This is a genomic window from Actinomycetospora sp. (assembly GCF_036497245.1).
Classification (GTDB): Bacteria; Actinomycetota; Actinomycetes; order Mycobacteriales; family Pseudonocardiaceae; genus Actinomycetospora.
In genome coordinates this window covers 1-20,483 of record NZ_DASXJS010000255.1, presented here as the reverse complement: position 1 = coordinate 20,483, position 20,483 = coordinate 1, and the positions used below count along the sequence as shown (strand labels likewise).

Sequence of the window (20,483 nt, the reverse complement as noted above, 5' to 3'; positions counted from 1 at the left end):
CCCGGCCGTCGGTCTAGTACCTCTGGATCGCGGGCGGCGCGGCCGGGGAGCCCGACTTGCCGAGCGTCGCGTCGTAGATGCGCTGCCAGGTGCCGTCGGTCTCCGACTGCTGGATCAGGTCGTTGACCTTGTTGCGGAAGGCCACGTCGTCACGGGGGACGCCCACGCCGTACGGCTCCTGGGAGAAGACCTGGCCGACGACCTTGAGACGCTGCGGGTCCTGGGCGGCGAAGCCCTTGAGGATCGCGTCGTCGGTGGTCACCGCGTCGACCTGGTTGGCGACCAGCTGGTCCACGCACTGCGAGTAGTTCTGGAACTCGACCACGTTCTGCGGCTGGGTCAGGTTCTGCTGGCGCACGCGCTGGATCGGGGTGGAGCCGGTGACCGAGCAGACCTTCTTGTTCTGCAGCGTCTGCGGCCCGGTGATCGACGGGTCGTCGGCGCGCACGAGGAGGTCCTGACCGGCCTGGAAGTACGGGCCGGCGAACCCGACGCGCTGCTTGCGGTTGTCGTTGATCGTGTAGGTGCCGACGTAGTAGTCGACGTCGCCGCGCGAGATGGCGTCCTCGCGGGCCGCCGACGGGACGACCACGTAGTCGATCTTGTCCGGGGCGAACCCGAGACCGGCCGCGATCATGCGGCCGATCTCGACGTCGAAGCCGGAGTACTGGCCCGTGGTGGGGTCCTGGACGCCGAGCCCGGGCTGGTCGTTCTTGACGCCCATCCGGACCCGGCCGGTCTGCTGCATCTTCGCGAAGGTCGCCGAGCCCGGGACCGTCACGTTCGCGGCGACCGGGAACGACAGCTGCTCGCTCGGGGCCGCGCCCGGCGCGCCCTCGCGACCGCAGGCGGCACCGAACAGCAGCGCCGCGATCGCCAGGAGGACGCCGACCACCCGTACGCGTCTCATGATCAGAACACTCCTCAGTGAGTCAGGATCTTGCCGAGAAAGTCGCGGGCCCGCTCCGAGGAGGGGCGGCTGAAGAAGGCGGCGGGGGTGGAGTCCTCGACGATCTCGCCGTCGGCCATGAACACCACGCGGTGCGCCGCACGGCGGGCGAAGCCCATCTCGTGGGTGACGACGACCATCGTCATGCCGTCACGGGCGAGGCCGGCCATCACCTCGACGACCTCGCCGACCATCTCCGGGTCGAGTGCCGAGGTGGGCTCGTCGAAGAGCATGACCTTGGGGTCCATGGCGAGCGCCCGGGCGATCGCCACGCGCTGCTGCTGTCCGCCGGAGAGCTGGGCGGGGTACTTGTGGGCCTGGTCGGCGATGCCGACGCGCTCGAGCAGCGTCGTCGCGCGGTTCTCGGCCTCTCCCTTCGAGACCTTCCGTACCCGGATCGGCGCGAGGGTGACGTTCTCGAGGATCGTCTTGTGGGCGAACAGGTTGAACTGCTGGAACACCATGCCCACGTCGCTGCGCAGCGCGGCGAGATCGCGGCCCTCCGCGGGCAGGGGCGTGCCGTCGATCTCGACAGTCCCGGTGTCGATCGGTTCCAGCCGGTTGATCGCCCGGCAGAGCGTCGACTTGCCGGACCCCGACGGGCCGAGGACGACGACGACCTCGCCGGACGCGATCTCGAGGTCGATGTCGCGCAGGACGTGCAGGTCACCGAAGTGCTTCTGCACCCCGGCCATCCGGACCATCGGCGTGCTCGTCGTTCCCGGGTCCATCGCAGTGGCCCTCCCCACATCGAGCTGATGGCGGGAGACGGTGCCGTGGTCCGCGCGAACCGACCAGGTCTCTTGAGGAAGGCTTAGGGTTGGATTTACTCGAACGAGACGGGGTGACGGACGTGCGCATCCTGCTGGTGGAGGACGACGACCGCGTCGCCGCGGCCCTGCGCACCGCGCTCGCCCGCCAGCAGATCGAGGTCGAACGCCTGGCGCGGGGCCGTGAGGTCGTGGCCCACCTGGCCGGGATCGACGTCGTGCTGCTCGACCTCGGCCTGCCCGACATCGACGGCATCGACGTCTGTCGCCGCATCCGCGAGGCCGGCGACACCCCGGTCATCGTCGTGACCGCCCGGGGCGAGGTGGACGACCGCATCCTCGGCCTGCACTCCGGCGCCGACGACTACATGGTCAAGCCCTACGACGCCGGCGAGCTGCTCGCGCGCATCCACACCGTCCTGCGCCGCCGCCGACCCGACGTGCCCACCGACGACGTCGTCACGGTCGCCGACGGCCTGGTGGTCGACCTGGCCCGCCGCGAGGTCAGCGACGACGGATCGCCGGTGGCCCTGAGCCGCAAGGAGTTCGCGGTGCTCGCCCTGCTCGCGCGGGCCGACGGGGCGGTGTGCACCCGCGACCGGATCGTCGCCGAGGTCTGGGGCCGGACCTGGCCGGGCGCCAACCGCACCCTGGACGTGCACGTCGCGACGCTGCGCACGAAGCTCGGCCGACCGGACCTGGTCGCGACGGTGCGCGGGGTCGGCTACCGCCTCGCCCGGGCCTGACCGGGGCGAGGACACCACGTGCGCGCCCGCCTGCTCGTCGTCGTGACCGTGCTGGTCGCGGCGGTCGTCGTCGGTCTCGGCCTGCCGCTGGGTGTGGCCGGCGCGTCGGCGTCCACCGCGGAGATGTTCACCGACCGGCTCGGGGACACCACGCGCTTCGCCGCGCTCGCCCAGCGCCCCGTCACCGACTCGGACACCTCGGCGCTGCAGGCCGAGATCGCCCGCTACGACGAGCTCTTCGGCGCCCCCGCGGCGATCCTGGACCGGCAGGGCCGGGTGCTCGTCGCCTCGCGCCCGGACCCGCTCGCCGAGGTCGGGGAGGACAGCACGCGGATCGGCCTCGCCCTGGCCGGACGGCGCTCGCCCCCGCCGGAGACGATCTGGCCCTGGGACCCGGGGCCCATGCTGCTGGCCGAGCCGGTCCTGGTGGGCGGCGAGGTCCGCGGCGCGGCGCTGACGATCTCGCCGACCGGCGGGCTGCGCCGCGACGTCCTGGCGCAGTGGCTGGTGCTCGCCGCCGCCGGGGTGATCGCGTTCGGCGCGGCGGCCCTGGCGGCGCTGCCCCTGGTGCGCTGGATCCTCGCCCCGGTCGAGCGCCTCGACGCCGGGACCGCGCGGGTGGCCGCGTCGGTGCGCGCGGGCCGACCGGCCGATCCGGTGGGGGAGGAGCGCGGTCCACCCGAGCTGCGCCGCCTGACCCGGCACTTCGACGTGATGGCCGCGACGGTCTCGGCCACGCTCGAGGCCCAGCGCTCGTTCGTCGCCGACGCGGGCCACCAGCTGCGCAACCCGTTGACCGCGCTCCGGCTGCGGCTGGCCACCCTCGGGGAGGACCTCGATGACCTGCCCGCCCCCGACGACGTCCGCGACGGCCACCGGGCCGCCGTCGAGGAGGTCGACCGGCTGACCGTCGTCCTCGAGGCGCTGCTCGCCCTCGCCCGCACCGAGGGGCGGGTGGCGCCGCCGGTCGCGATGCGCGTCGACACCGTGCTCGACGAGCGGGTCGAGACCTGGGAGGTGCTCGCCGAGCACGAGGGCCTGCGCCTGTCGCGCGCGGGGCCGGGGGGCCTCGTCGTGCACTCCGACCCGGTCACCGTGACCACCGTCCTCGACGCGGTCCTCGACAACGCCGTCAAGTACTCCCCGCCCGGCGGCGCCGTGGAGCTGACGACGGCCCGGGTCGACGGCGCCGTGGAGGTCGCGGTCCGCGACCACGGCCCCGGACTGCGCCCCGACGAGCTGTCCCGAGCAACCGAGCGGTTCTGGCGGGGCTCGGACGGGAACGGCTCGGGGCCCGACGACGGGTCCGGGCTCGGCCTCGCGATCGCGGCGCGCGGGGCGGAGCGGGCCGGGGCGGAGCTCGCCCTCGAGCTGCCCGCGGACGGCGGCCTGCGGGTGGTCCTGAGGTGGGCCCCGGCCTCGTGAGCGAGGGGCGGATCTAGTACGGCTTGCTGTCCGCGAACGCCGCACGGGCCCCGTCGTGCAGCGGGACGGGCTGGGTGCCGATCGCGGTCCGGGGGTCGACGCTGCGCCCGGCGGCGTCCGCGGCGGCGAGCGCGTCGACCCGGTCGAGCAGCACCCGCGTGAGCCCGCGGGCGGTCGGGACCGCCATGCGTGCGGTGGTGAGCAGGACGTTGCGCACCGACACCGTGGTCACCGGCTCGGCGATCCCGTAGGTGCGCGCGGGCACCGTCGTGACGTCGTAGACCGGGTAGCCCCGGCGCAGCGCGTCGACCTGCTCGCTGAGGTCGAGCAGGCGCACCGGGACCTGGCGCGCCAGCTCGTCCACCCCCGTCGTCGGGACCCCGCCCGACCAGAAGAACGCGTCGATCGAGCCGGCCCGCAGCGCGGCGACCGAGTCGCCCAGCCCGAGGTGCGAGGCGGCCAGATCGGTCTCGGGGAACAGGCCCACCGTCGCGAGCAGGCGCGGAGCGATGACCAGCACGCCGGAGTTCGGCGCGCCGACGGAGACGCGGCGCCCCCGCAGGTCGGCGAGCCGGCGGATGTCGGAGCCTGCGGGGACGACGACGTGGATCGCGTCGTCGTGCACGCGCGCGAGCGCCTGCAACGGGCGGTCCGGCCGGGCACCGTCGACGGCCCCGTCCGCCGCGACGTCGACCGCGCAGAACGCGACGTCGGCGAGCCCGGAGGCGAGCATGCCGACGTTGTCGACCGATCCCTGGCTCTCGAGCAGCTCGGTCACCGCGCCGAGGTCGGTGCGCCAGACGTCGACCAGGGCGGCCCCGAGCCGGTGGTAGACCCCCGCGGCCGCTCCGGTGGCCAGGGCGACGTGTGCTCCCCCGGCGTCGCGGGCGCATCCGGCGAGGGTGCCGAGCCCGCCCAGGGCCACCACGCCGCCCGCGCCCGCCAGCACCGATCGCCGGGTCGGGAGGGGGTGCACCCCGGGATCGTGCCAGGTCGGGCGCCTATTCTTGGTGGCGATGACCGCAGCAGGCCCGCGCACCTTCGCCATCCGCACCCACGGGTGCCAGATGAACGTGCACGACTCCGAGCGTCTGGCCGGGGTGCTCGTCGAGGCCGGGTGGGAGCCCGCGCCGTCGGACGCCGCTCCCGAGGACGCCGATCTGGTCGTGTTCAACACCTGCGCCGTCCGCGAGAACGCCGACAACAAGCTCTACGGCCAGCTCGGGAACCTCGCCCCGAGCAAGGCCGCCCGCCCCGACCAGCAGATCGCGGTCGGCGGGTGCCTGGCGCAGAAGGACAGGGACGTCGTCACGAGGAAGGCCCCCTGGGTCGACGTCGTGTTCGGCACCCACAACGTCGGGTCGTTGCCCGCGCTGCTCGAGCGCGCGCGGCACAACGGCGAGGCGCAGGTCGAGATCCTGGAGGCGCTGGAGACGTTCCCGTCGCACCTGCCCGCGCGGCGCGACTCCGCCTACTCGGGCTGGGTGTCGATCTCGGTCGGCTGCAACAACACCTGCACCTTCTGCATCGTCCCGTCGCTGCGCGGCAAGGAGGTCGACCGCCGACCGGGGGAGATCCTCGGCGAGGTCGAGGCCCTGGTCGCCGAGGGCGTGCTCGAGGTGACGCTGCTCGGCCAGAACGTCAACGCCTACGGGGTGGGCTTCGAGGACCGTGCGACGGGGCGCACCGCGTTCGCCGACCTGCTCCGCGCCTGCGGCGAGGTCGAGGGACTGGAGCGGGTGCGCTTCACGAGCCCACACCCGCGTGACTTCACCTCCGATGTCATCACGGCCATGGCCGAGACCCCGAACGTCTGCCCGCAGCTGCACATGCCGCTGCAGTCCGGCTCGGACCGGATCCTCAAGGCGATGCGCCGCTCCTACCGCGCGCGGCGCTACCTCGACATCGTGGCCGAGGTCCGCGAGGCGATGCCCGACGCCGCCCTGACCACCGACATCATCGTGGGCTTCCCCGGCGAGACCGAGGAGGACTTCGTCGAGACGCTGCGCGTCGTCGGGGAGTCCCGGTTCTCGCAGGCCTTCACCTTCCAGTACTCGCCGCGCCCGGGTACCCCGGCGGCCTCGTTGGGCGACCAGGTGCCGAAGGCCGTCGTGCAGGAGCGGTACGACCGGCTGGTCGCGCTGCAGGAGGACATGTCCCTCGCGGGCAACCGCGAGCAGGTCGGCCGCGACCTCGAACTGCTCGTCTCGAGCGGGGAGGGCCGCAAGGACACCGCGACCCGCCGGATGAGCGGGCGTGCCCGGGACGGCCGCCTCGTGCACTTCACTCCCACCGGTCCGGCGGTCGAGCAGGCGATCCGCCCCGGCGACGTCGTCACCGTCCGCGCCACCTACGGCGCCCCGCACCACGTCGTCGCCGACGCCGACGTCCTGGCCCACCGCCGGACGCGGGCGGGCGACGCGTACGACGCGGGGACGCGGCCGACGACGCCGCGGGTCGGGCTGGGCCTGCCGTCCGTCGGACGTCCGGAGCCCGTCGTTGTGTCGGCCGGCCGCGTTGTGGGGAACTCGGGCTCATGACCCGCCCCAGCCCGTTCGACGATGCCGGCGCCTCCCCGTCGGCCCCGGCTCCGCGGCCCTCGGTCTCCCGCGAGATCGACTTCGGTCCGAAGGTGCTGGTCGCGGCGGTCGCCATCCTCGTGCTGCTGGTCGCGGCGATCCTGCCGTGGACCGCGCAGGGCGCCACCGGCTGGCAGGTGGTCCTCGGCACGCCCGGCATCTCCGTGCTCCCGCGGCTGTTCTCGATCTTCGCGCTCGTGTTCGGCGTCGCCGCGTCTGCGGCGTCGGTGATGACCCGGCGCTGGGTGGTCGTGTTCGTGACGGCGGCGGGGTGCTGCGTGGCGTCCGTGACCGGGCTCTGGGCGATCTGGTCGCAGAACACGGTGCCGGGCAACGGGCCCGGGTTCGGGCTGGTGCTCGCGCTCGTCGCCGTGGTGGTGCTCGCCGGTCGCTGGGCCGGCTGGGCGTTCTCCCGGGACTGAGCGACTCCGGGCCGCTCCGTCACCCACATCGTTGACGGATTGTTGAACGATCCCTACGTTGGACGAACTCTGCGGGGATGCCCGATCGGTGCGACGACGTCCGGCCCGGTGCCCCTGCCGCCGAGCGAGGCCTGCAGGAGGCCCCCATGTCCGACGTCCCGGAGTCCCAGCCGCACGAGTCCACCGGTACCGCCGAACCCGACGGCACCGGGCCCGACCCCTCGCCGCCGACGGTGAACGTGAAGCGGTCCGTCGCCGTGGCCGGGGCGATGTTCCTCATGGCCATGTCCGCGGCCGGACCGGGCTTCATCTCGCAGACCGGCACCTTCACTGCGCGCTACGGCGCGTCATTCGCCGCGGCGATCGTCGCGAGCGTGCTCATCGACCTCGCGATCCAGCTCAACGTCTGGCGGGTCGTCGGCCTCTCGGGCCTGCGCGCCCAGGACCTCGCGAACCGCGTCGTCCCGTGGTCGGGGCACGTCCTGGCCTTCCTCGTGGTGGTCGGCGGGCTGGTGTTCGGCATCGGCAACATCAGCGCGGCGGGACTCGGCCTGCAGGACGCGACGGGGCTCGACCTGCGGCTCGGGGCCGTGATCAGCGCGATCCTCGCGATCCTGGTGTTCAACTACCGCGCGCTCGAGGGCACCATCGACCGCGCCGTGATCGTGCTCGGCGTCCTCAAGATCGCCCTCATCGCGATCGTCGCGGTGATCACGGCACCCCCGGTGGGCGAGGCCGCGCTGCGGACGGTGGCACCGGTCGGGCTGGACTTCCTGCCGGTGCTCACGCTGATCGGCGGGACCGTCGGCGGCTACATCACCTACGCCGGGGCGCACCGGCTGATCGAGTCGGGGACCACCGGGCCCGAGAACCTGCGCACGATCACCCGCGGCTCGATCAACGGCATCCTCGTCACCGGCGTGCTGCGCGTCCTGCTGTTCCTCGGGATCCTCGGCGCCGTGGCCGCGGGCGCGCAGCTCTCGAAGACCGACCCGGCGGGCTCGGCGTTCGAGTTCGCCCTCGGCCCGATCGGGCTGCACCTGTTCGGCGTCGTGCTCTGGACGGCCGGGATGACGAGCACGATCGGGGCGTCGTTCACCTCGGCGTCGTTCCTGCGCACCCTCTCGTCCGCGGTGGACCGGCGGTTCAACCTGACGATCTCGGCGTTCATCGCACTGTGCACGATCGCGTTCCTCGTGATCGGCAAGGCGCCGTCGTCGCTGCTGGTCTTCGCAGGCGCCTTCAACGGGCTGATCCTGCCGTTCGGGCTCGGCCTGCTGCTCTGGATCGCCTGGCGACGGCGCGACCTGCTCGCCGGCATCCGCCAGCCGGTGTGGTTGCTGATCATCGGGGTGACGGCCTTCGCGTTCACCGTCTACGCCGGGATCGAGTCGATCGCCGCCATCCCGGCGATCTTCGGATGAGCCCCGCCGGTCGGTCTCGCGGAGGATGGTGGCCGTGACCCGCACCGTGCGGCCCTGCGGCGACACCGGCCTGCTCGTGGAGGTGGAGACGCTCCCCGAGGTCCTGGCCCTGCACGCGGCGCTGGCCGCGGCGCCGCCCGAGGGCGTCGTCGACCTGGTCCCGGCCGCGCGCACGGTGCTGCTCCGCGTGCGCTCGGCCGCCGACCTGCCCGCCGTCGCGGCCGACGTGTGGGCCAGGGAGCCGGCGTCGTCGACGGCGCGCGAGGCGGACGGCGAGGTCACCGAGATCGCGGTGACGTACGACGGCGAGGACCTCGACGACGTCGTCGCGCACACCGGTCTGTCGCGCGAGGACGTCGTCGCGGCCCACACCGGCCAGGTCTGGACGGTCGCGTTCGCCGGGTTCACGCCCGGGTTCGGGTACCTGGCGAGCGACGGTGACGACCGCCTGCACGTGCCTCGGCGGACGTCGTCGCGGACCCGGGTCCCGGCGGGGGCGGTCGGGCTGGCGGGCGAGTTCAGCGGGATCTATCCGCGGGAGTCGCCCGGGGGCTGGCAGCTCATCGGGCGGACCGAGCACGTGCTCTGGGACCTCGACCGCGACCCTCCCGCCGTCCTCGTCCCGGGCGCGCGCATCCGGTTCCGGGCGACATGAGGGGGTCGCTGACGGTCACGGCGACCGGTCCGCTGACCACCGTCCAGGACCCCGACGGGCGCCCGGGCCGCGCCGACCTCGGTGTCGGGGTGTCCGGGGCGGCCGACCGGGCGGCGCTGCGTCTGGCCAACCGGCTCGTCGGGAACGACGAGGCCGCCGCGGGCCTGGAGGTCACGCTCGGCGGGCTGGCGTTCCGGGTGGCGACGACGACCCTGGTCGCCGTCACCGGGGCGCCGTCACCGGTGCGGATCGGCGGGTGCCCCGGTGACCTGCACCGGGCCGTCGTCGTGCCGGCCGGGGCGGAGGTGCGGCTGGGCACGCCGCCGTGCGGCCTGCGCTCCTACGTGGCGGTGCGGGGCGGGATCGCGGTCGATCCGGTGCTGGGGAGCCGGGCCACCGACACCGTCGCCGGGCTGGGCCCTCCGGTCGTGGGCACGGGCCACGAGCTTCCACTGGGACCGCCGCCCGCCTCGCCGGTGCCCGCGGTCGACGTGGCCCCCGGGATCGCGGGAGTCGCGGCCCTGCGCGTGGTCATGGGCCCGCGCCACGACTGGTTCGCCGACGAGGCCGTCACCGCGTTCCTGCGCACCGCGTGGACGGTGACCGATGACGCCAACCGGGTCGGCTTCCGGCTCGACGGCCCGGAGCTGGAGCGCGTGCCGGAGCTGCGGGGCGCCGAACTGCCCAGCGAGGGCGTGATCCGGGGGAGCGTCCAGGTGCCGCCGTCGGGTCGCCCGACCGTGTTCCTGGCCGATCATCCGGTGACCGGTGGGTACCCGGTGATCGGCGTCGTCCTCGACGTCGACACCGACCGCGCGGGTCAGCTCCGGCCGGGCTCGGCGGTCCGGTTCCGGCGCGTGACGCCGCCGCCCGGGACGTGAGCGCCGGGCGGGCCCGATGACGGTCACCGACCCGATCCCACCGATCCGGCGGCTACGGCTCCGGAACGAACGACTCGTTCGTGGCCTCTAGATGCACGAACGAGTCGTTCGTTCGGTCCTGCTCAGAGCGAACAGGGGGCGACACCCGGCGTCGGGAGAGACGATGCTCCCCGGCCATGGACGTCGTCGACCTGCGGCCCGATCTGCGGATGCTCGTGGGCGCTCCCGGCCAGGCCTACCTGGTGCGCACCCCGCGCGGGGTGGTCCTCGTCGACACGGGAGCGGTCGGGAACGGGGAGTCCGTCGCGGCGGCCCTGCGCGACTGGGGGCTCGATCGCGGCGCGCTGCGACTGGTGCTGATCACCCACTGGCACGCCGACCACGCAGGCTCCGCCGCCGAGATCGGGCGGTGGCCGGGTGTGGACGTGGCGGTCCACCGTGCGGACGCGCCCGTCGTGCGCGGCACGCAGCCCGGTCACCCACCCGTGCTCACGCCCGCCGAGGAGGTGCTGCACGCACAGGTCGCCGCCGGGCTGCCGGACGCGCCGCCCGCCCGGGTCGACCGGGAGTTCGACGACGCCGCCGTGCTGGGCGGAGCGCACGTCGTCGCCACGCCGGGACACACCGACGGCAGTGCCGCGTTCTGGTTCCCCGACTCGGGCGTGCTGTGTACCGGTGACACCGCGGCGAGCCACGACGGCGCCGTGATCCTCGGACCGTTCAACGCCGACCGGGCACGGGCCCGCGAGTCGTTCCGTCTGCTCGGCGGGCTCGGCGCGAGCGCGGTCTGCTTCGGGCACGGGCCCGCCCTCCTGGGCGAGGACACGCGCCTGCTCCGCGAGGCGGCCGCCGCGACGACGGTGCCCGACCCACTCGGCGAGTGAGCCCGACCCCGGCCGGTCGCCGCCACGTCAGCCGGTCGCGCGCTCCGCGGCGGCGAGCCACTCCCGCCACTGCTCGGCCTGGCGATCGGCGTCCTTCGCGCGTCGCTCGTCCCCGGCGGCCCGCGCCTTCGCGGCCTGCGCCTCGAACTGGGCGACACGCTCTCGGAACTGGCCGACGCGGGCCTCCTTCTCCGGGTCGACGCGCGACCAGCGCCGGTCGACCGCTCCCCGCACCCGGTCCTCGACCTCCTTGAGGCGGGTGGAGAACTCGCGGACGCGCTCGCGGGGCACCTTGCCGATCTGGTCCCAGCGCTCCTGGACCGAGCGCAGCCCGGCCCGCGCGGCGTCGACGTCGGACAGGTCGATGGCCGCGGCCTCGGCGAGCAGCGTCTCCTTCGCCTTCGCGTTGTCGGTGAACTCGGCGTCTCGGGCGTCGAACGTGGCCGACCGGCGCGAGAAGAAGTGGTCCTGTGCGCCGCGGAAACGGGCCCAGAGGGCGTCGTCGGCGTCCTTCGACGTCCTGCCGGCCGCCTTCCACTCGACCATGAGCTCCTTGTAGCGCCCCGCGGTCGGCCCCCAGTCCTCGGATTCCTGCAGCGACTCCGCCTCGGTGACCAGCTCCTCCTTGCGGGTCTTCGCGGCGGTCCGGGCGCGGTCGAGCTCGGCGAAGTGGGCACCGCGACGGCGGGTGAAGGTCTCGCGGGCCTTGGCGAACCGCTTCCACAAGGCGTCGTCGGTCTTGCGGTCGATCCCCCGGATCGTCTTCCACTCCTCGAGCATCGCCGAGAAGCGGTCGCCCGCGTGCTTCCAGCGCGTGGTCTCCTCGGCGAGGGTCTCGGCCTCGCCGATGAGGGCCTCCTTGTGCGCGACCGCCTGCTCGCGCGCGCCCGCCTTCGCCGACTTCTCGGCCCGCCCGCTGTGCTCGGCGGCCGAGATGACGGCGTCGAGCCGCGCGACGAGGCCGGGGACGTCACCGACGACGGAGGCCACGTCGAGACGCTCGCGCAGCACGCTCGCGCTGCGCAGCACCCCTGCCGCGTCGCCCCGCCCCGACTGCAGGCGGCTGACCAGCAGGTCGGCCTCGGTGCGCAGGTCGTCGAACCGTCGGGCGTAGTGGGCGAGGCCCTCCGCGGAGTCGCCCGCCTGCCACGAGCCGACGGCGCGCTCACCCTCGGGCGCCGCCGTCCAGACGGTGCCGTCGGAGTCGACGCGGCCCCAGCGGTCGGGGTCGTCGGCGGCAGCGGTGACGGTCGGCAGGTCGGGCATGTCCGGGGCGGGGGTCGCCGCGGCGGGGCCCGGAGCCGCGGGTGCCGGAGCCGCGGGTGCCTCGGAGGGCGGGCCGGGTGGAGCCGGCGTGGGGGCCGGGGCCGGTGCGGGGACGGGGGCGACGTCCGCCGGAGTCGGCAGCGGGTCGGGCTCCGGGTCCGGGACGGGCGCCGGGTCCGGGACGTGCTCGTCCGCGGGCGTCGGCGGGACGTCGGGCGGAGTCGGCAGCGGGTCGGGCTCCGGGTCCGGGACGTGCTCGTCCGCCGGCGGCGTGGCGGATCCCCCGGTGCCGTCGTGGTTCGTCGCCCCGACGTGGTTCGTCGCCCCGTCGTGGCCGTCCGCCACCTCGTCGTCGGACCCGCCGTCGACCTGCAGGTCCTGCTGACCGTTCTCCGTCGTCACGCCGTTCACGGTGTCGTCGGCCTCCGGACCGTTCTGGGTCGCTGCGGAATCCGATCGCGTCCCGACCGCTCCCGGGATCGCGCCGGCGACCCCCGTGGCCTGCTCGTCGGCCATGCGCCGCACACCTCCCGCTCGGATCGTCCGGGCATTCAAACAGCTTCGCGGTCAGCGTCGCACCCCCGACCTGCGACGACTCGCCCAGTGTCCTCCTCCGAGACGGCCAATCACGGTCATTTCGAGCACGGCGACCCTGCTCGAGCGCTGATCCCGATCCGACGGCGGGGCCGGTTCGCCCGGCCCGCGCCGCTAGCCTCGGGGCCGTGAGCGCGCGACCGATCGCCCTCGTCGGGCCGACGGCCACGGGCAAGTCCGACCTGGCGCTGGACCTGGCCGAGCGGCTGGACGGGGTCGAGGTCGTCAACGCCGACGCCATGCAGCTCTACCGCGGGATGGATCTCGGGACGGCGAAGGTGCCGCCGCACGCCCGGCGCGGCGTCCCGCACCATCTGTTCGACGTCCTGGAGGTCACCGAGACCGCCACCGTCGCCGCCTACCAGCGCGACGCACGCGCCGCCGTCGACGACGTCCTGGCTCGCGGCGGGACACCGGTCGCGGTCGGTGGATCCGGGCTGTACGTGCAGGCGCTCGTCGACGACCTGCGCTTCCCGGGCACCGATCCCACCGTCCGTGCCCGCCTCGACGTCGACCTCGCCGCCCACGGACCTGCCGCGCTGCACGCCCGGCTCGCCCGCATCGACCCGGACGCCGCCGCGGGCATCCTGCCCAGCAACGGCAGGCGCGTGGTGCGCGCCCTCGAGGTCGTCGAGATCACCGGGGAACCGTTCGCGTCGAGCCTGCCCCGGCCCGGGGAACCACGGCGCGGCACGGTGCTCGTCGGGATCGACCGCGACACCGCCGAGATCGACGCTCGCATCGAGGCCCGGGTGGACGGGATGCTCGCGGCGGGTCTCGTCGAGGAGGTGCGGGAGCTCGCGGCACGGGGCCTCGCCCACGGGGAGACCGCGTCACGCGCCGTCGGTTACCGCGAGCTGCTCGAGGTCCTCGGCGACTCCGGGACCGACCCCGACCCGGACGCGCTCGCCGAGGCCCGCCGCCGGATCGTCGTCGCGACGCGCCGACTCGTGCGCCGGCAGCGCTCGTGGTTCCGCCGCGACGCCCGTGTGACGTGGTTCGACGCGTCGTCGCCCACGCTCGCCGACGACGTCGTCACCCTGACGCGCGACACGGCGGACGCTTCGTAGGCTGGGGGCCATGGAGTTCGTCCTGGGCCACGGCACCGAGAACGACTTCGTCCTGCTGCCCGACCTCGAGGGTCGGTTCGACCTGGACCCGGCGGCCGTGCGTGCGCTCTGCCACCGGCGTCGCGGGCTCGCCGCGGACGGGGTGCTGCGGGTGGCACCGTCGCCGGACCCGGGCGCGGCGTGGTTCATGGACTACCGCAACGCCGACGGCTCGCTCGCCGAGATGTGTGGCAACGGCGTGCGGGTGTTCGCCCGCTACCTGGTGGAGGCAGGCCTCGCCCGGGCCGGCACCTTCGCCGTCGCGACCCGCGCGGGCCTGCGGGCCGTGGAGCTGGCCGAGGACCCCGACGGCGAGGTCTCCGTGGACATGGGCCCGGCGCGGCTGGGCGAGGACTCGATGGCGATCGTGCCGTCCCCGGCGGGGCCCGCGGGGTCGGTGACGTCCTTCCCGGGGGTGTCCGTGGACGTCGGCAACCCGCACCTGGCCTGCGTGACGACGGCCGACCTCGACGCCCTCGACCTCACCGTCGCCCCCGGTCACGACGTCGACCTCTTCCCGGGCGGGGTGAACGTCGAGTTCCTGACGCCGCTGTCGCCCGAGGGAGTCACCCGGCTGCGCGTGCACGAGCGCGGGTCGGGCGAGACCCGCTCCTGCGGCACGGGGACGGTGGCCGGTGCGGTCGCCGGGCTGCGCGCGGCCGAGCTGGACTCCGGGACCGTGACGGTGACGACGCCCGGTGGGGTGCTGCGGGTCGGGGTGGGTCCGGGCCTGGGCTCCGCGCCCGGGTCGACGACGACGCTGACCGGTCCCGCGGTGCTGGTCGCCCGCGGCGAGGTGGAGCTGGCGATCGACCCCGGTTCGGCCGGCGAGATGAGGGCACTGGTCCGTCTGCGGGACACGGCGGGCGTGTGACGATGGGCGATCCGGTCCTGGGCGGCGCTCCCGAAAGGCGTGGTGACGGCGCGTCACCCGTGGGACAGTGGAGCGCACGATGACAGAACCCGCATCCGATCGTTCCGCCCCGTCCGAGACCGGCATCTCCGGCCGTCGTGGCAGCCGCTCTGCTCGTGGCCGTATCGAGATCGATCCGACGGTCCACGACGACGAGGCCCCCGACGGTCCCGACCCGACCACCGGCACGCTGGACCTCGAGGAGCGCTCCTCGCTCCGACGGGTGCCGGGTCTCACGGGGGCCTCGACCGAGCTCACCGACGTCACCGAGGTCGAGTACCGGCAGCTGCGCCTCGAGCGCGTCGTGCTCATCGGCGTCTGGACCCAGGGCAGCGCGGCCGCGGCGGACGCCTCGATGGTGGAGCTCGCCCGGTTGGCCGAGACCGCGGGCTCGGAGGTCCTCGACGGCCTCGTCCAGCGGCGGTCCAACCCGGACCCGGGCACGTTCGTCGGCTCCGGCAAGGTCGCGGAGCTGCGGGAGACGGTGTCCGCGAACGGGGCGGACACCGTGATCGCCGACGGCGAGCTCTCGCCCGGTCAGCTGCGCCAGCTCGAGGAGAAGCTCAAGGTCAAGGTCGTCGACCGGACCGCGCTGATCCTCGACATCTTCGCCCAGCACGCCCGCTCCCGGGAGGGCAAGGCGCAGGTCGAGCTCGCCCAGCTGCGCTACTTCCTGCCACGGCTCCGCGGCTGGGGCGAGTCGATGTCCCGCCAGGGCGGCGGCGCCGGCGGCGGTGGCGGTTCGGGCGGCGGCGGGGTCGGCACGCGCGGTCCCGGTGAGACCAAGCTCGAGACCGACCGCCGGCGCATCCACCAGCGGATCGCCAAGCTGCGCCGCGAGCTCGAGGGCATGAAGACCGTCCGGGACACCCAGCGCGACCGTCGGCGTCGTCGCGAGGTCCCGGCCGTCGCGATCGCCGGGTACACCAACGCCGGGAAGTCCTCGCTGCTCAACGCGGTCACCGACGCGGGGGTCCTCGTCGAGGACGCGCTGTTCGCGACCCTCGACCCGACGACCCGCCGCTGGCAGACCCCGGACGGGCGCGACGCGACGCTGACCGACACCGTCGGGTTCGTCCGCCACCTGCCCCACCAGCTCGTCGAGGCGTTCCGCTCGACGCTCGAGGAGGTCGGCGACGCGGACCTCGTCGTGCACGTCGTCGACGGCTCGGACCCGGCCGCGATCGATCAGATCGCCGCCGTGCGCGAGGTGATCGCCGACATCTCCCCGGAGCGCTCGGGGACGGAGGCGCCGCCGGAGCTGCTCGTCGTCAACAAGGTCGACGACGCCGATCCGATGGCCCTGGCCCAGCTGCGCGCGACGCTGACGGGGGCGGTGTTCGTCTCGGCGCGCACCGGCGAGGGCATCGAGCTCCTCCGGCGCCGGATCGCCGAGGCGCTGCCGCGGCCCGAGGTCGAGATCGACGTCGTGCTGCCCTACACCGAGGGCGCGCTCGTGGCCCGGGTCCACGCCGAGGGCGAGGTGCTCGCCGAACGGCACGTCGCCCAGGGCACGGTGCTGCAGGCGCGGGTCCGCGCCGAGCTCGCGGCCGCCGTCGGCCGGGCGTCGGTGTCGGCGGACGTGCCGGTGTCGTGACCCGGAGGTTCGCCGCACCGGTGTCCGCGGCGTGAACCGTCGCCTGCGGACGGTGCTCCTGGTCGCGGCGGCCGCCGCCGTCCTCGCCGGGGTCGGACCGGTGGCAGTGGCAGCACCCGTCGCCCCGGTGACGCGGTGCGCGCTGGATGACCCGCGGCTCGACGAGGTGTCCGGCCTCGCCGTGACGCCCACGGGACCCGCCGTCGTGAACGACAGCGGGAACGCGACCGTGGTCTACACCCTCGCCCCGGACTGCTCGGTCGCGGCGACCCGGCGGGTCGGGGTGACCGGGCGCGACGTCGAGGACCTCGCGCGTGGCTCCGACGGCACCCTGTGGCTCGCCGACATCGGCGACAACGACCGCCGTCGGGCGAGCATCGCCCTGATCCGGCTCCCGGTCCGCGGGCCCGCCACCGTGCTCCGGCTGGCCTATCCCGACGGGCCCCACGATGCGGAGACGCTGCTGCTGCCCGCGGACGGCCGACCGGTGATCGTCACCAAGGATCTCGGCGGCCGCAGCGGGGTCTACACCACCGACGCGCCGCCGGCCGGGGCGGCACCGACCCCGCTGCGGCGGGCAGGCGAGCTGGTCGTCCCGCTCTCGAGCACCGAGGGCGGGCCGATCGGGCCGTTCGGTCGCGGTCTGTTCACCGGCGGCGCGCTCTCGGCCGACGGGCGGGTCGCCGCGGTACGGACCTACACCGACGCGTGGCTCTATCCCGTCGCGGGCGGCACGGCCGACGACGTCGTGGCCGGGCTGCGCGGCGCGCCCGTCGGCGTGCCCCTGGCGGGCGAACCGCAGGGGGAGGCGATCGCGTTCACCGCGGACGGGACGCTCCTCTCCGCGGGCGAGTCCGGGGACTCGGGCGGGAGGGCATCGCTGCGCGCGGTCCCGGGTGCTGCGGGACTCGTCGGGACGACACCGGTCACGGCGGCGCCCGCTCCCGGCACGCCGGGCTCGGCCGACGCCCCCTCCGGACCCCCCGTCGTGGTGGGGGAGGTCGTCGTGGCCGCCGTGGTGGTACTCGGCGTCGTCGGCGGCGTGGCCCTGGCGCTCAGGGCGCGCCGCCGCTGACCCCGAGGCCCGCCTCCGGCATCAGAGCTTGCGCAGTACCGCCACCACGCGGCCGAGCACGGTGGCCTCGTCGCCCGGGATGGGCTCGTAGGCCGCATTCGCGGGGAGGAGCCAGACGTGGCCGTCCTTGCGCTTGTAGGTCTTGACGGTGGCCTCGTTGTCCAGCATCGCGGCGACGATCTCGCCGTTCTCGGCGTTCGGCTGCTGCCGGACGACCACCCAGTCCCCGTCGGTGATGGCGGCCTCGACCATCGAGTCGCCGACCACCTTGAGCATGAACAGCGATCCCTCGCCGACCAGCTCCTTCGGCAGCGGGAACACGTCCTCGACCGCCTGCTCGGCGAGGATCGGACCGCCTGCCGCGATCCGTCCGACCACCGGCACGAACGACGGTGTGGGCCGGTCGGCGCGCACCGATTCGGTGTCGGCCGCCGCGCCGAGCTCGGGGTCGAGCTCCTCGGGCAGGCGGACGTCGAGCGCCCGGGGGCGGTTCGGGTTGCGGCGCAGGTAGCCCTTCTTCTCCAGGACCTTCATCTGGTGGGCCACCGAGGACGTCGAGGTGAGACCCGCGGCGTCCCCGATCTCGCGGACGCTCGGGGGATAGCCGACGCGCTCCACGTGGTCCCGGATGACCTCGAGCACCTTGCGCTGGCGCGGGGTCAGCGCGGGCGCACCCGAGGGGGACGGCTCCGGCTCACGGTCCGGGAACGCGTGCACCTGCGCGGTGACCATCCCGGCCTGCGCGGCTCCTCCGGCCTCGGTGCCGACTGCCTCGACCCCGACTGCCTCGGCCCCGACACCCGGCGGGGGCGACGCGGCCCGCGCGACGTCCGCGGGCTCCTCGGCCCCGCCGTCGCGCTTGCGTCCAGCCATGGTTCCTCCTCCGTCCGGCCCGACAGCGGGCGCCGCGGCCGGCGGGCATGCCGCCGGGGCGCCGGTGACGCTGCGTGCTCCCGGAACCAGAAGGTAGCGCCGACGGCCGACGGGATCAAACACGTGTTCGAACGACACGCCGCGCGGTCCGTCGACGTTGTCGGGGGTCGATGCTAGACATTCGCACATGCGTTCGATCGAACGCGTGTGCGAGGGGAGATGCGTGGCGATGACGACCCGGACGAGCACAGTGACGGGCACGCGGCCGACCTCCGGCCCGGTCCAGGAGGTCGATGTCCCGGCCCAGGTCGGGCGGGCCGGCGGGGCGGTGGGCGCGGTCGCGTCGCCCGGCCGGGTGCGGCCCGCGTACGCGCCGGCTCCCGGCGTGCCCGCGCGCCCCGCGGGCAGGCGCGACGCGTGCCGTCCGGCCGGGCGCCCCGGCCCGGTCGCGACACCGCTCGTCCGCCCGTGGCCTTCGGCCGATCGAGTGAATCCGGTCGCGGGTCGTGAACGCGGGTGCAGCCGGGCGACGGTCCTGCGCCGGCGACGCACCGGCGCGACGGTCGTCCTGGGCGTGGTGCTGCTCGGGCTGCTCACCCTCGCGGTCCGCCTCGGCGGCCCGGCCGTGGCCGGGGTGCCGGACGGCCCGGTCCCCGCGGGGTCGGCGGTCGTGGTGGTCGCCCCCGGGGAGTCCCTGCTCGACGTGGCGCACCGCGCGGCGCCCGCGGCCGACGCGGACGCCGTGGTGTCCCGTATCCGCGCGGACAACCACCTCTCCGGCTCGGCGGTGGTCCCGGGGCGTCCGCTGGTGGTGCCCGCGGGCTCCTGAGGGCTGCGTGTCGCGTCCGTGTCACTCCCCGGTGCACCGCGCGTCCCAGTCGCCCGGGACGCGCCCGCCCGGCGCGTGTGGGCACCACTCGTCGCCCGCGTCCCCGGACGGCGTGATCGGACTTGCTTCGATTCCTCGGGTGTCGCTAGCGTTCCGCCCCAACATCTTGTGGTTACATGGTTGTAGTTAGTCCACAGGTTGTGAATGTCGGTGGAGTCCCTGTCCACAGGGAAGTCCACCGGAGTCGGTGGTCCGTCCACCGGCGGCACCGCCCGGTCCACGGCCGGAGGTGCCCGGTCCACAGGTGTGTCCCCAGGTGCAGCCACCCGGGGGCACGGGTCTCGACGCGGGAGAGGAGCCGAGGGTGCGTTGTCCGTTCTGTCGCAACGACGACTCGCGGGTCGTCGACTCCCGCGAGGCCGACGAGGGCCAGGCGATCCGTCGCCGCCGCTCCTGCACGGCGTGCGGGAAGCGGTTCACCACCGTCGAGGAGGCCGTCCTCGCGGTGGTCAAGCGCAGTGGGGTCACCGAGCCGTTCAGCCGCGAGAAGGTCGTGCGGGGCGTGGCCCGGGCCTGTCAGGGGCGTCCGGTCGACCCGGACGCGATCGCACTGCTGGCCCACAAGGTGGAGGAGACGGTGCGGGCGTCGGGCACGGCCGAGGTGCCGAGCAACGAGGTCGGGATGGCGATCCTCGGGCCGCTGCGCGAGCTGGACGCGGTGGCCTACCTGCGGTTCGCCAGCGTCTACCGCAATTTCTCCTGTGTGGCCGACTTCGAGGCCGAGATCGCCGACCTGCGCGGGCGGATGTCCGTGGACGGCGAGGACGGGTCCGAGGAGAGCACCGAGGACGGGACGAGCGATCGGTCCGGCGGCGAGGACGCCGTCAGGAGTGGCCGGTCGGGAACATCGATGCCGGGTCGTGGGGAAGCGTCCCCGGCACACGCGAGCACGAGGGGATGAACGGATGACGGAGACCGTCGGGTCCGACACGAGCACGGACGGTGCCGCGGACGGAGCGGCCGGCCGCGCGACCGCGGGTCGGGGCCTGTCGATCGGGCGCGTGCACACCACCGAGGGGCGCCACCCCTACGACGAGGTGGAGTGGGAGCGTCGCGACGTCGTCATGACGAACTGGCGCGACGGCTCGGTGAACTTCGAGCAGCGCGGCGTCGAGTTCCCCGCGTCCTGGTCGGCGAACGCCACCAACATCGTCACGAGCAAGTACTTCCGTGGGGCGGTCGGCACGCCGCAGCGCGAGTCGAGCCTGCGCCAGCTCATCGACCGCGTCGTCCGCAGCTACACCGAGGCCGGCCGCCAGAACGCCTACTTCGCGACCCCGGACGACGCCGAGGTGTTCTCCCACGAGCTGACCTGGATGCTGCTGCACCAGTACTTCAGCTTCAACTCGCCGGTCTGGTTCAACGTCGGCACGGCCTCGCCGCAGCAGGTGAGCGCCTGCTTCATCCTCTCCGTGGACGACACCATGGAGTC

At 74.5% G+C, this 20,483-nt stretch carries 19 protein-coding genes and 1 pseudogene; 15 read left to right on the top strand and 5 right to left on the bottom strand.

The window, feature by feature from the left end; genetic code table 11:
- Positions 1-13: 13 nt before the first annotated feature.
- Positions 14-910 (bottom strand): glutamate ABC transporter substrate-binding protein, encoded by an 897-nt coding sequence (locus VGI02_RS26425; protein WP_331632587.1) that lies wholly within the window; start codon positions 908-910, stop codon positions 14-16.
- Positions 911-924: 14 nt separating this feature from the next.
- Positions 925-1,653, bottom strand: a complete 729-nt coding sequence (locus tag VGI02_RS26420) for an amino acid ABC transporter ATP-binding protein (RefSeq protein WP_331632630.1) — start codon at positions 1,651-1,653, stop codon at positions 925-927.
- Between the two features lie 149 nt (positions 1,654-1,802).
- Here VGI02_RS26420 and VGI02_RS26415 point away from each other — a divergent pair, with 149 nt between their 5' ends.
- Together VGI02_RS26415 and VGI02_RS26410 are read left to right on the top strand one after the other, a co-directional pair.
- Positions 1,803-2,465 carry a response regulator transcription factor gene (locus VGI02_RS26415; protein ID WP_331632628.1) on the top strand — a complete coding sequence of 221 codons (663 nt, stop codon included), beginning with the start codon at positions 1,803-1,805 and terminating at the stop codon, positions 2,463-2,465.
- Between the two features lie 18 nt (positions 2,466-2,483).
- Positions 2,484-3,890: a sensor histidine kinase gene (locus tag VGI02_RS26410; RefSeq protein WP_331632585.1), complete on the top strand. Its 1,407-nt coding sequence runs from the start codon at positions 2,484-2,486 to the stop codon at positions 3,888-3,890.
- A gap of 13 nt (positions 3,891-3,903) precedes the next feature.
- Here the strand turns inward: VGI02_RS26410 and VGI02_RS26405 are convergent, their stop codons facing one another.
- The gene (locus VGI02_RS26405) at positions 3,904-4,866 is read right to left on the bottom strand and encodes a TAXI family TRAP transporter solute-binding subunit (RefSeq protein ID WP_331632583.1); all 963 of its coding nucleotides are present in this window, start codon (positions 4,864-4,866) and stop codon (positions 3,904-3,906) included.
- A gap of 40 nt (positions 4,867-4,906) precedes the next feature.
- Here VGI02_RS26405 and miaB point away from each other — a divergent pair, with 40 nt between their 5' ends.
- The 6 genes from miaB (at position 4,907) to VGI02_RS26375 (ending at position 10,735) form a co-directional block, all read left to right on the top strand.
- Complete coding sequence (gene miaB / locus VGI02_RS26400) at positions 4,907-6,430, top strand: tRNA (N6-isopentenyl adenosine(37)-C2)-methylthiotransferase MiaB (RefSeq protein ID WP_331632581.1); 1,524 nt, start codon at positions 4,907-4,909, stop codon at positions 6,428-6,430.
- Complete coding sequence (locus VGI02_RS26395) at positions 6,427-6,891, top strand: Rv2732c family membrane protein (RefSeq protein WP_331632579.1); 465 nt, start codon at positions 6,427-6,429, stop codon at positions 6,889-6,891. Before miaB ends, VGI02_RS26395 begins: the two co-directional genes overlap by 4 nt.
- Positions 6,892-7,037: 146 nt before the next feature.
- Positions 7,038-8,315: an NRAMP family divalent metal transporter gene (locus VGI02_RS26390; RefSeq protein WP_331632577.1), complete on the top strand. Its 1,278-nt coding sequence runs from the start codon at positions 7,038-7,040 to the stop codon at positions 8,313-8,315.
- 34 nt (positions 8,316-8,349) lie between these two features.
- A complete protein-coding gene (locus tag VGI02_RS26385) occupies positions 8,350-8,970 on the top strand; it encodes a 5-oxoprolinase subunit B family protein (protein ID WP_331632575.1) in 621 nt (206 codons plus the stop codon).
- Positions 8,967-9,851, top strand: coding sequence for a 5-oxoprolinase subunit C family protein (locus VGI02_RS26380; RefSeq protein WP_331632573.1), 885 nt, complete (start codon positions 8,967-8,969; stop codon positions 9,849-9,851). Before VGI02_RS26385 ends, VGI02_RS26380 begins: the two co-directional genes overlap by 4 nt.
- A 176-nt stretch (positions 9,852-10,027) precedes the next feature.
- The gene (locus tag VGI02_RS26375) at positions 10,028-10,735 is read left to right on the top strand and encodes an MBL fold metallo-hydrolase (protein ID WP_331632571.1); all 708 of its coding nucleotides are present in this window, start codon (positions 10,028-10,030) and stop codon (positions 10,733-10,735) included.
- Between the two features lie 27 nt (positions 10,736-10,762).
- Here VGI02_RS26375 and VGI02_RS26370 read toward each other — a convergent pair whose 3' ends face one another.
- Positions 10,763-12,001 carry a DUF349 domain-containing protein gene (locus VGI02_RS26370; RefSeq protein WP_414638387.1) on the bottom strand — a complete coding sequence of 413 codons (1,239 nt, stop codon included), beginning with the start codon at positions 11,999-12,001 and terminating at the stop codon, positions 10,763-10,765.
- 722 nt (positions 12,002-12,723) lie between these two features.
- Here VGI02_RS26370 and miaA point away from each other — a divergent pair.
- From miaA to VGI02_RS26350, 4 genes are all read left to right on the top strand, one after another.
- Positions 12,724-13,665, top strand: a complete 942-nt coding sequence (miaA, locus tag VGI02_RS26365) for a tRNA (adenosine(37)-N6)-dimethylallyltransferase MiaA (RefSeq protein WP_331632569.1) — start codon at positions 12,724-12,726, stop codon at positions 13,663-13,665.
- 10 nt (positions 13,666-13,675) lie between these two features.
- A complete protein-coding gene (gene dapF, locus VGI02_RS26360) occupies positions 13,676-14,578 on the top strand; it encodes a diaminopimelate epimerase (protein ID WP_331632567.1) in 903 nt (300 codons plus the stop codon).
- Between the two features lie 79 nt (positions 14,579-14,657).
- Positions 14,658-16,214: a GTPase HflX gene (hflX, locus tag VGI02_RS26355; RefSeq protein WP_331632565.1), complete on the top strand. Its 1,557-nt coding sequence runs from the start codon at positions 14,658-14,660 to the stop codon at positions 16,212-16,214.
- Between the two features lie 31 nt (positions 16,215-16,245).
- Positions 16,246-17,289, top strand: coding sequence for a YjiK family protein (locus VGI02_RS26350; protein ID WP_331632563.1), 1,044 nt, complete (start codon positions 16,246-16,248; stop codon positions 17,287-17,289).
- A 21-nt stretch (positions 17,290-17,310) separates the two neighbouring features.
- On the opposite strand, the gene lexA is transcribed toward VGI02_RS26350, so the two are convergent.
- Positions 17,311-18,021, bottom strand: coding sequence for a transcriptional repressor LexA (gene lexA / locus VGI02_RS26345; protein WP_414638386.1), 711 nt, complete (start codon positions 18,019-18,021; stop codon positions 17,311-17,313).
- Positions 18,022-18,391: 370 nt separating this feature from the next.
- Between lexA and VGI02_RS26340 the strand changes: the two genes are divergently transcribed.
- From VGI02_RS26340 to VGI02_RS26330, 3 genes and pseudogenes are all read left to right on the top strand, one after another.
- Positions 18,392-18,991 carry a hypothetical protein gene (locus VGI02_RS26340; protein WP_331632559.1) on the top strand — a complete coding sequence of 200 codons (600 nt, stop codon included), beginning with the start codon at positions 18,392-18,394 and terminating at the stop codon, positions 18,989-18,991.
- 364 nt (positions 18,992-19,355) lie between these two features.
- Positions 19,356-19,952, top strand: coding sequence for a transcriptional regulator NrdR (gene nrdR, locus VGI02_RS26335; RefSeq protein ID WP_331632557.1), 597 nt, complete (start codon positions 19,356-19,358; stop codon positions 19,950-19,952).
- A gap of 4 nt (positions 19,953-19,956) precedes the next feature.
- Positions 19,957-20,483: pseudogene (locus tag VGI02_RS26330) on the top strand (vitamin B12-dependent ribonucleotide reductase); the annotation flags it as partial.

What these genes read in the sequence shown, in the direction of transcription:
- VGI02_RS26425 (WP_331632587.1), bottom strand. Translation starts at nt 910, where the DNA reads ATGAGACGCGTACGGGTGGTCGGCGTCCTCCTGGCGATCGCGGCGCTG.
- VGI02_RS26420 (WP_331632630.1), bottom strand. Translation starts at nt 1,653, where the DNA reads ATGGTCCGGATGGCCGGGGTGCAGAAGCACTTCGGTGACCTGCACGTC.
- miaB (WP_331632581.1), top strand. Translation starts at nt 4,907, where the DNA reads ATGACCGCAGCAGGCCCGCGCACCTTCGCCATCCGCACCCACGGGTGC.
- VGI02_RS26395 (WP_331632579.1), top strand. Translation starts at nt 6,427, where the DNA reads ATGACCCGCCCCAGCCCGTTCGACGATGCCGGCGCCTCCCCGTCGGCC.
- VGI02_RS26390 (WP_331632577.1), top strand. Translation starts at nt 7,038, where the DNA reads ATGTCCGACGTCCCGGAGTCCCAGCCGCACGAGTCCACCGGTACCGCC.
- VGI02_RS26380 (WP_331632573.1), top strand. Translation starts at nt 8,967, where the DNA reads ATGAGGGGGTCGCTGACGGTCACGGCGACCGGTCCGCTGACCACCGTC.
- VGI02_RS26375 (WP_331632571.1), top strand. Translation starts at nt 10,028, where the DNA reads ATGGACGTCGTCGACCTGCGGCCCGATCTGCGGATGCTCGTGGGCGCT.
- VGI02_RS26370 (WP_414638387.1), bottom strand. Translation starts at nt 12,001, where the DNA reads ATGCCCGACCTGCCGACCGTCACCGCTGCCGCCGACGACCCCGACCGC.
- dapF (WP_331632567.1), top strand. Translation starts at nt 13,676, where the DNA reads ATGGAGTTCGTCCTGGGCCACGGCACCGAGAACGACTTCGTCCTGCTG.
- hflX (WP_331632565.1), top strand. Translation starts at nt 14,658, where the DNA reads ATGACAGAACCCGCATCCGATCGTTCCGCCCCGTCCGAGACCGGCATC.
- lexA (WP_414638386.1), bottom strand. Translation starts at nt 18,021, where the DNA reads ATGGTCACCGCGCAGGTGCACGCGTTCCCGGACCGTGAGCCGGAGCCG.
- VGI02_RS26340 (WP_331632559.1), top strand. Translation starts at nt 18,392, where the DNA reads ATGACGACCCGGACGAGCACAGTGACGGGCACGCGGCCGACCTCCGGC.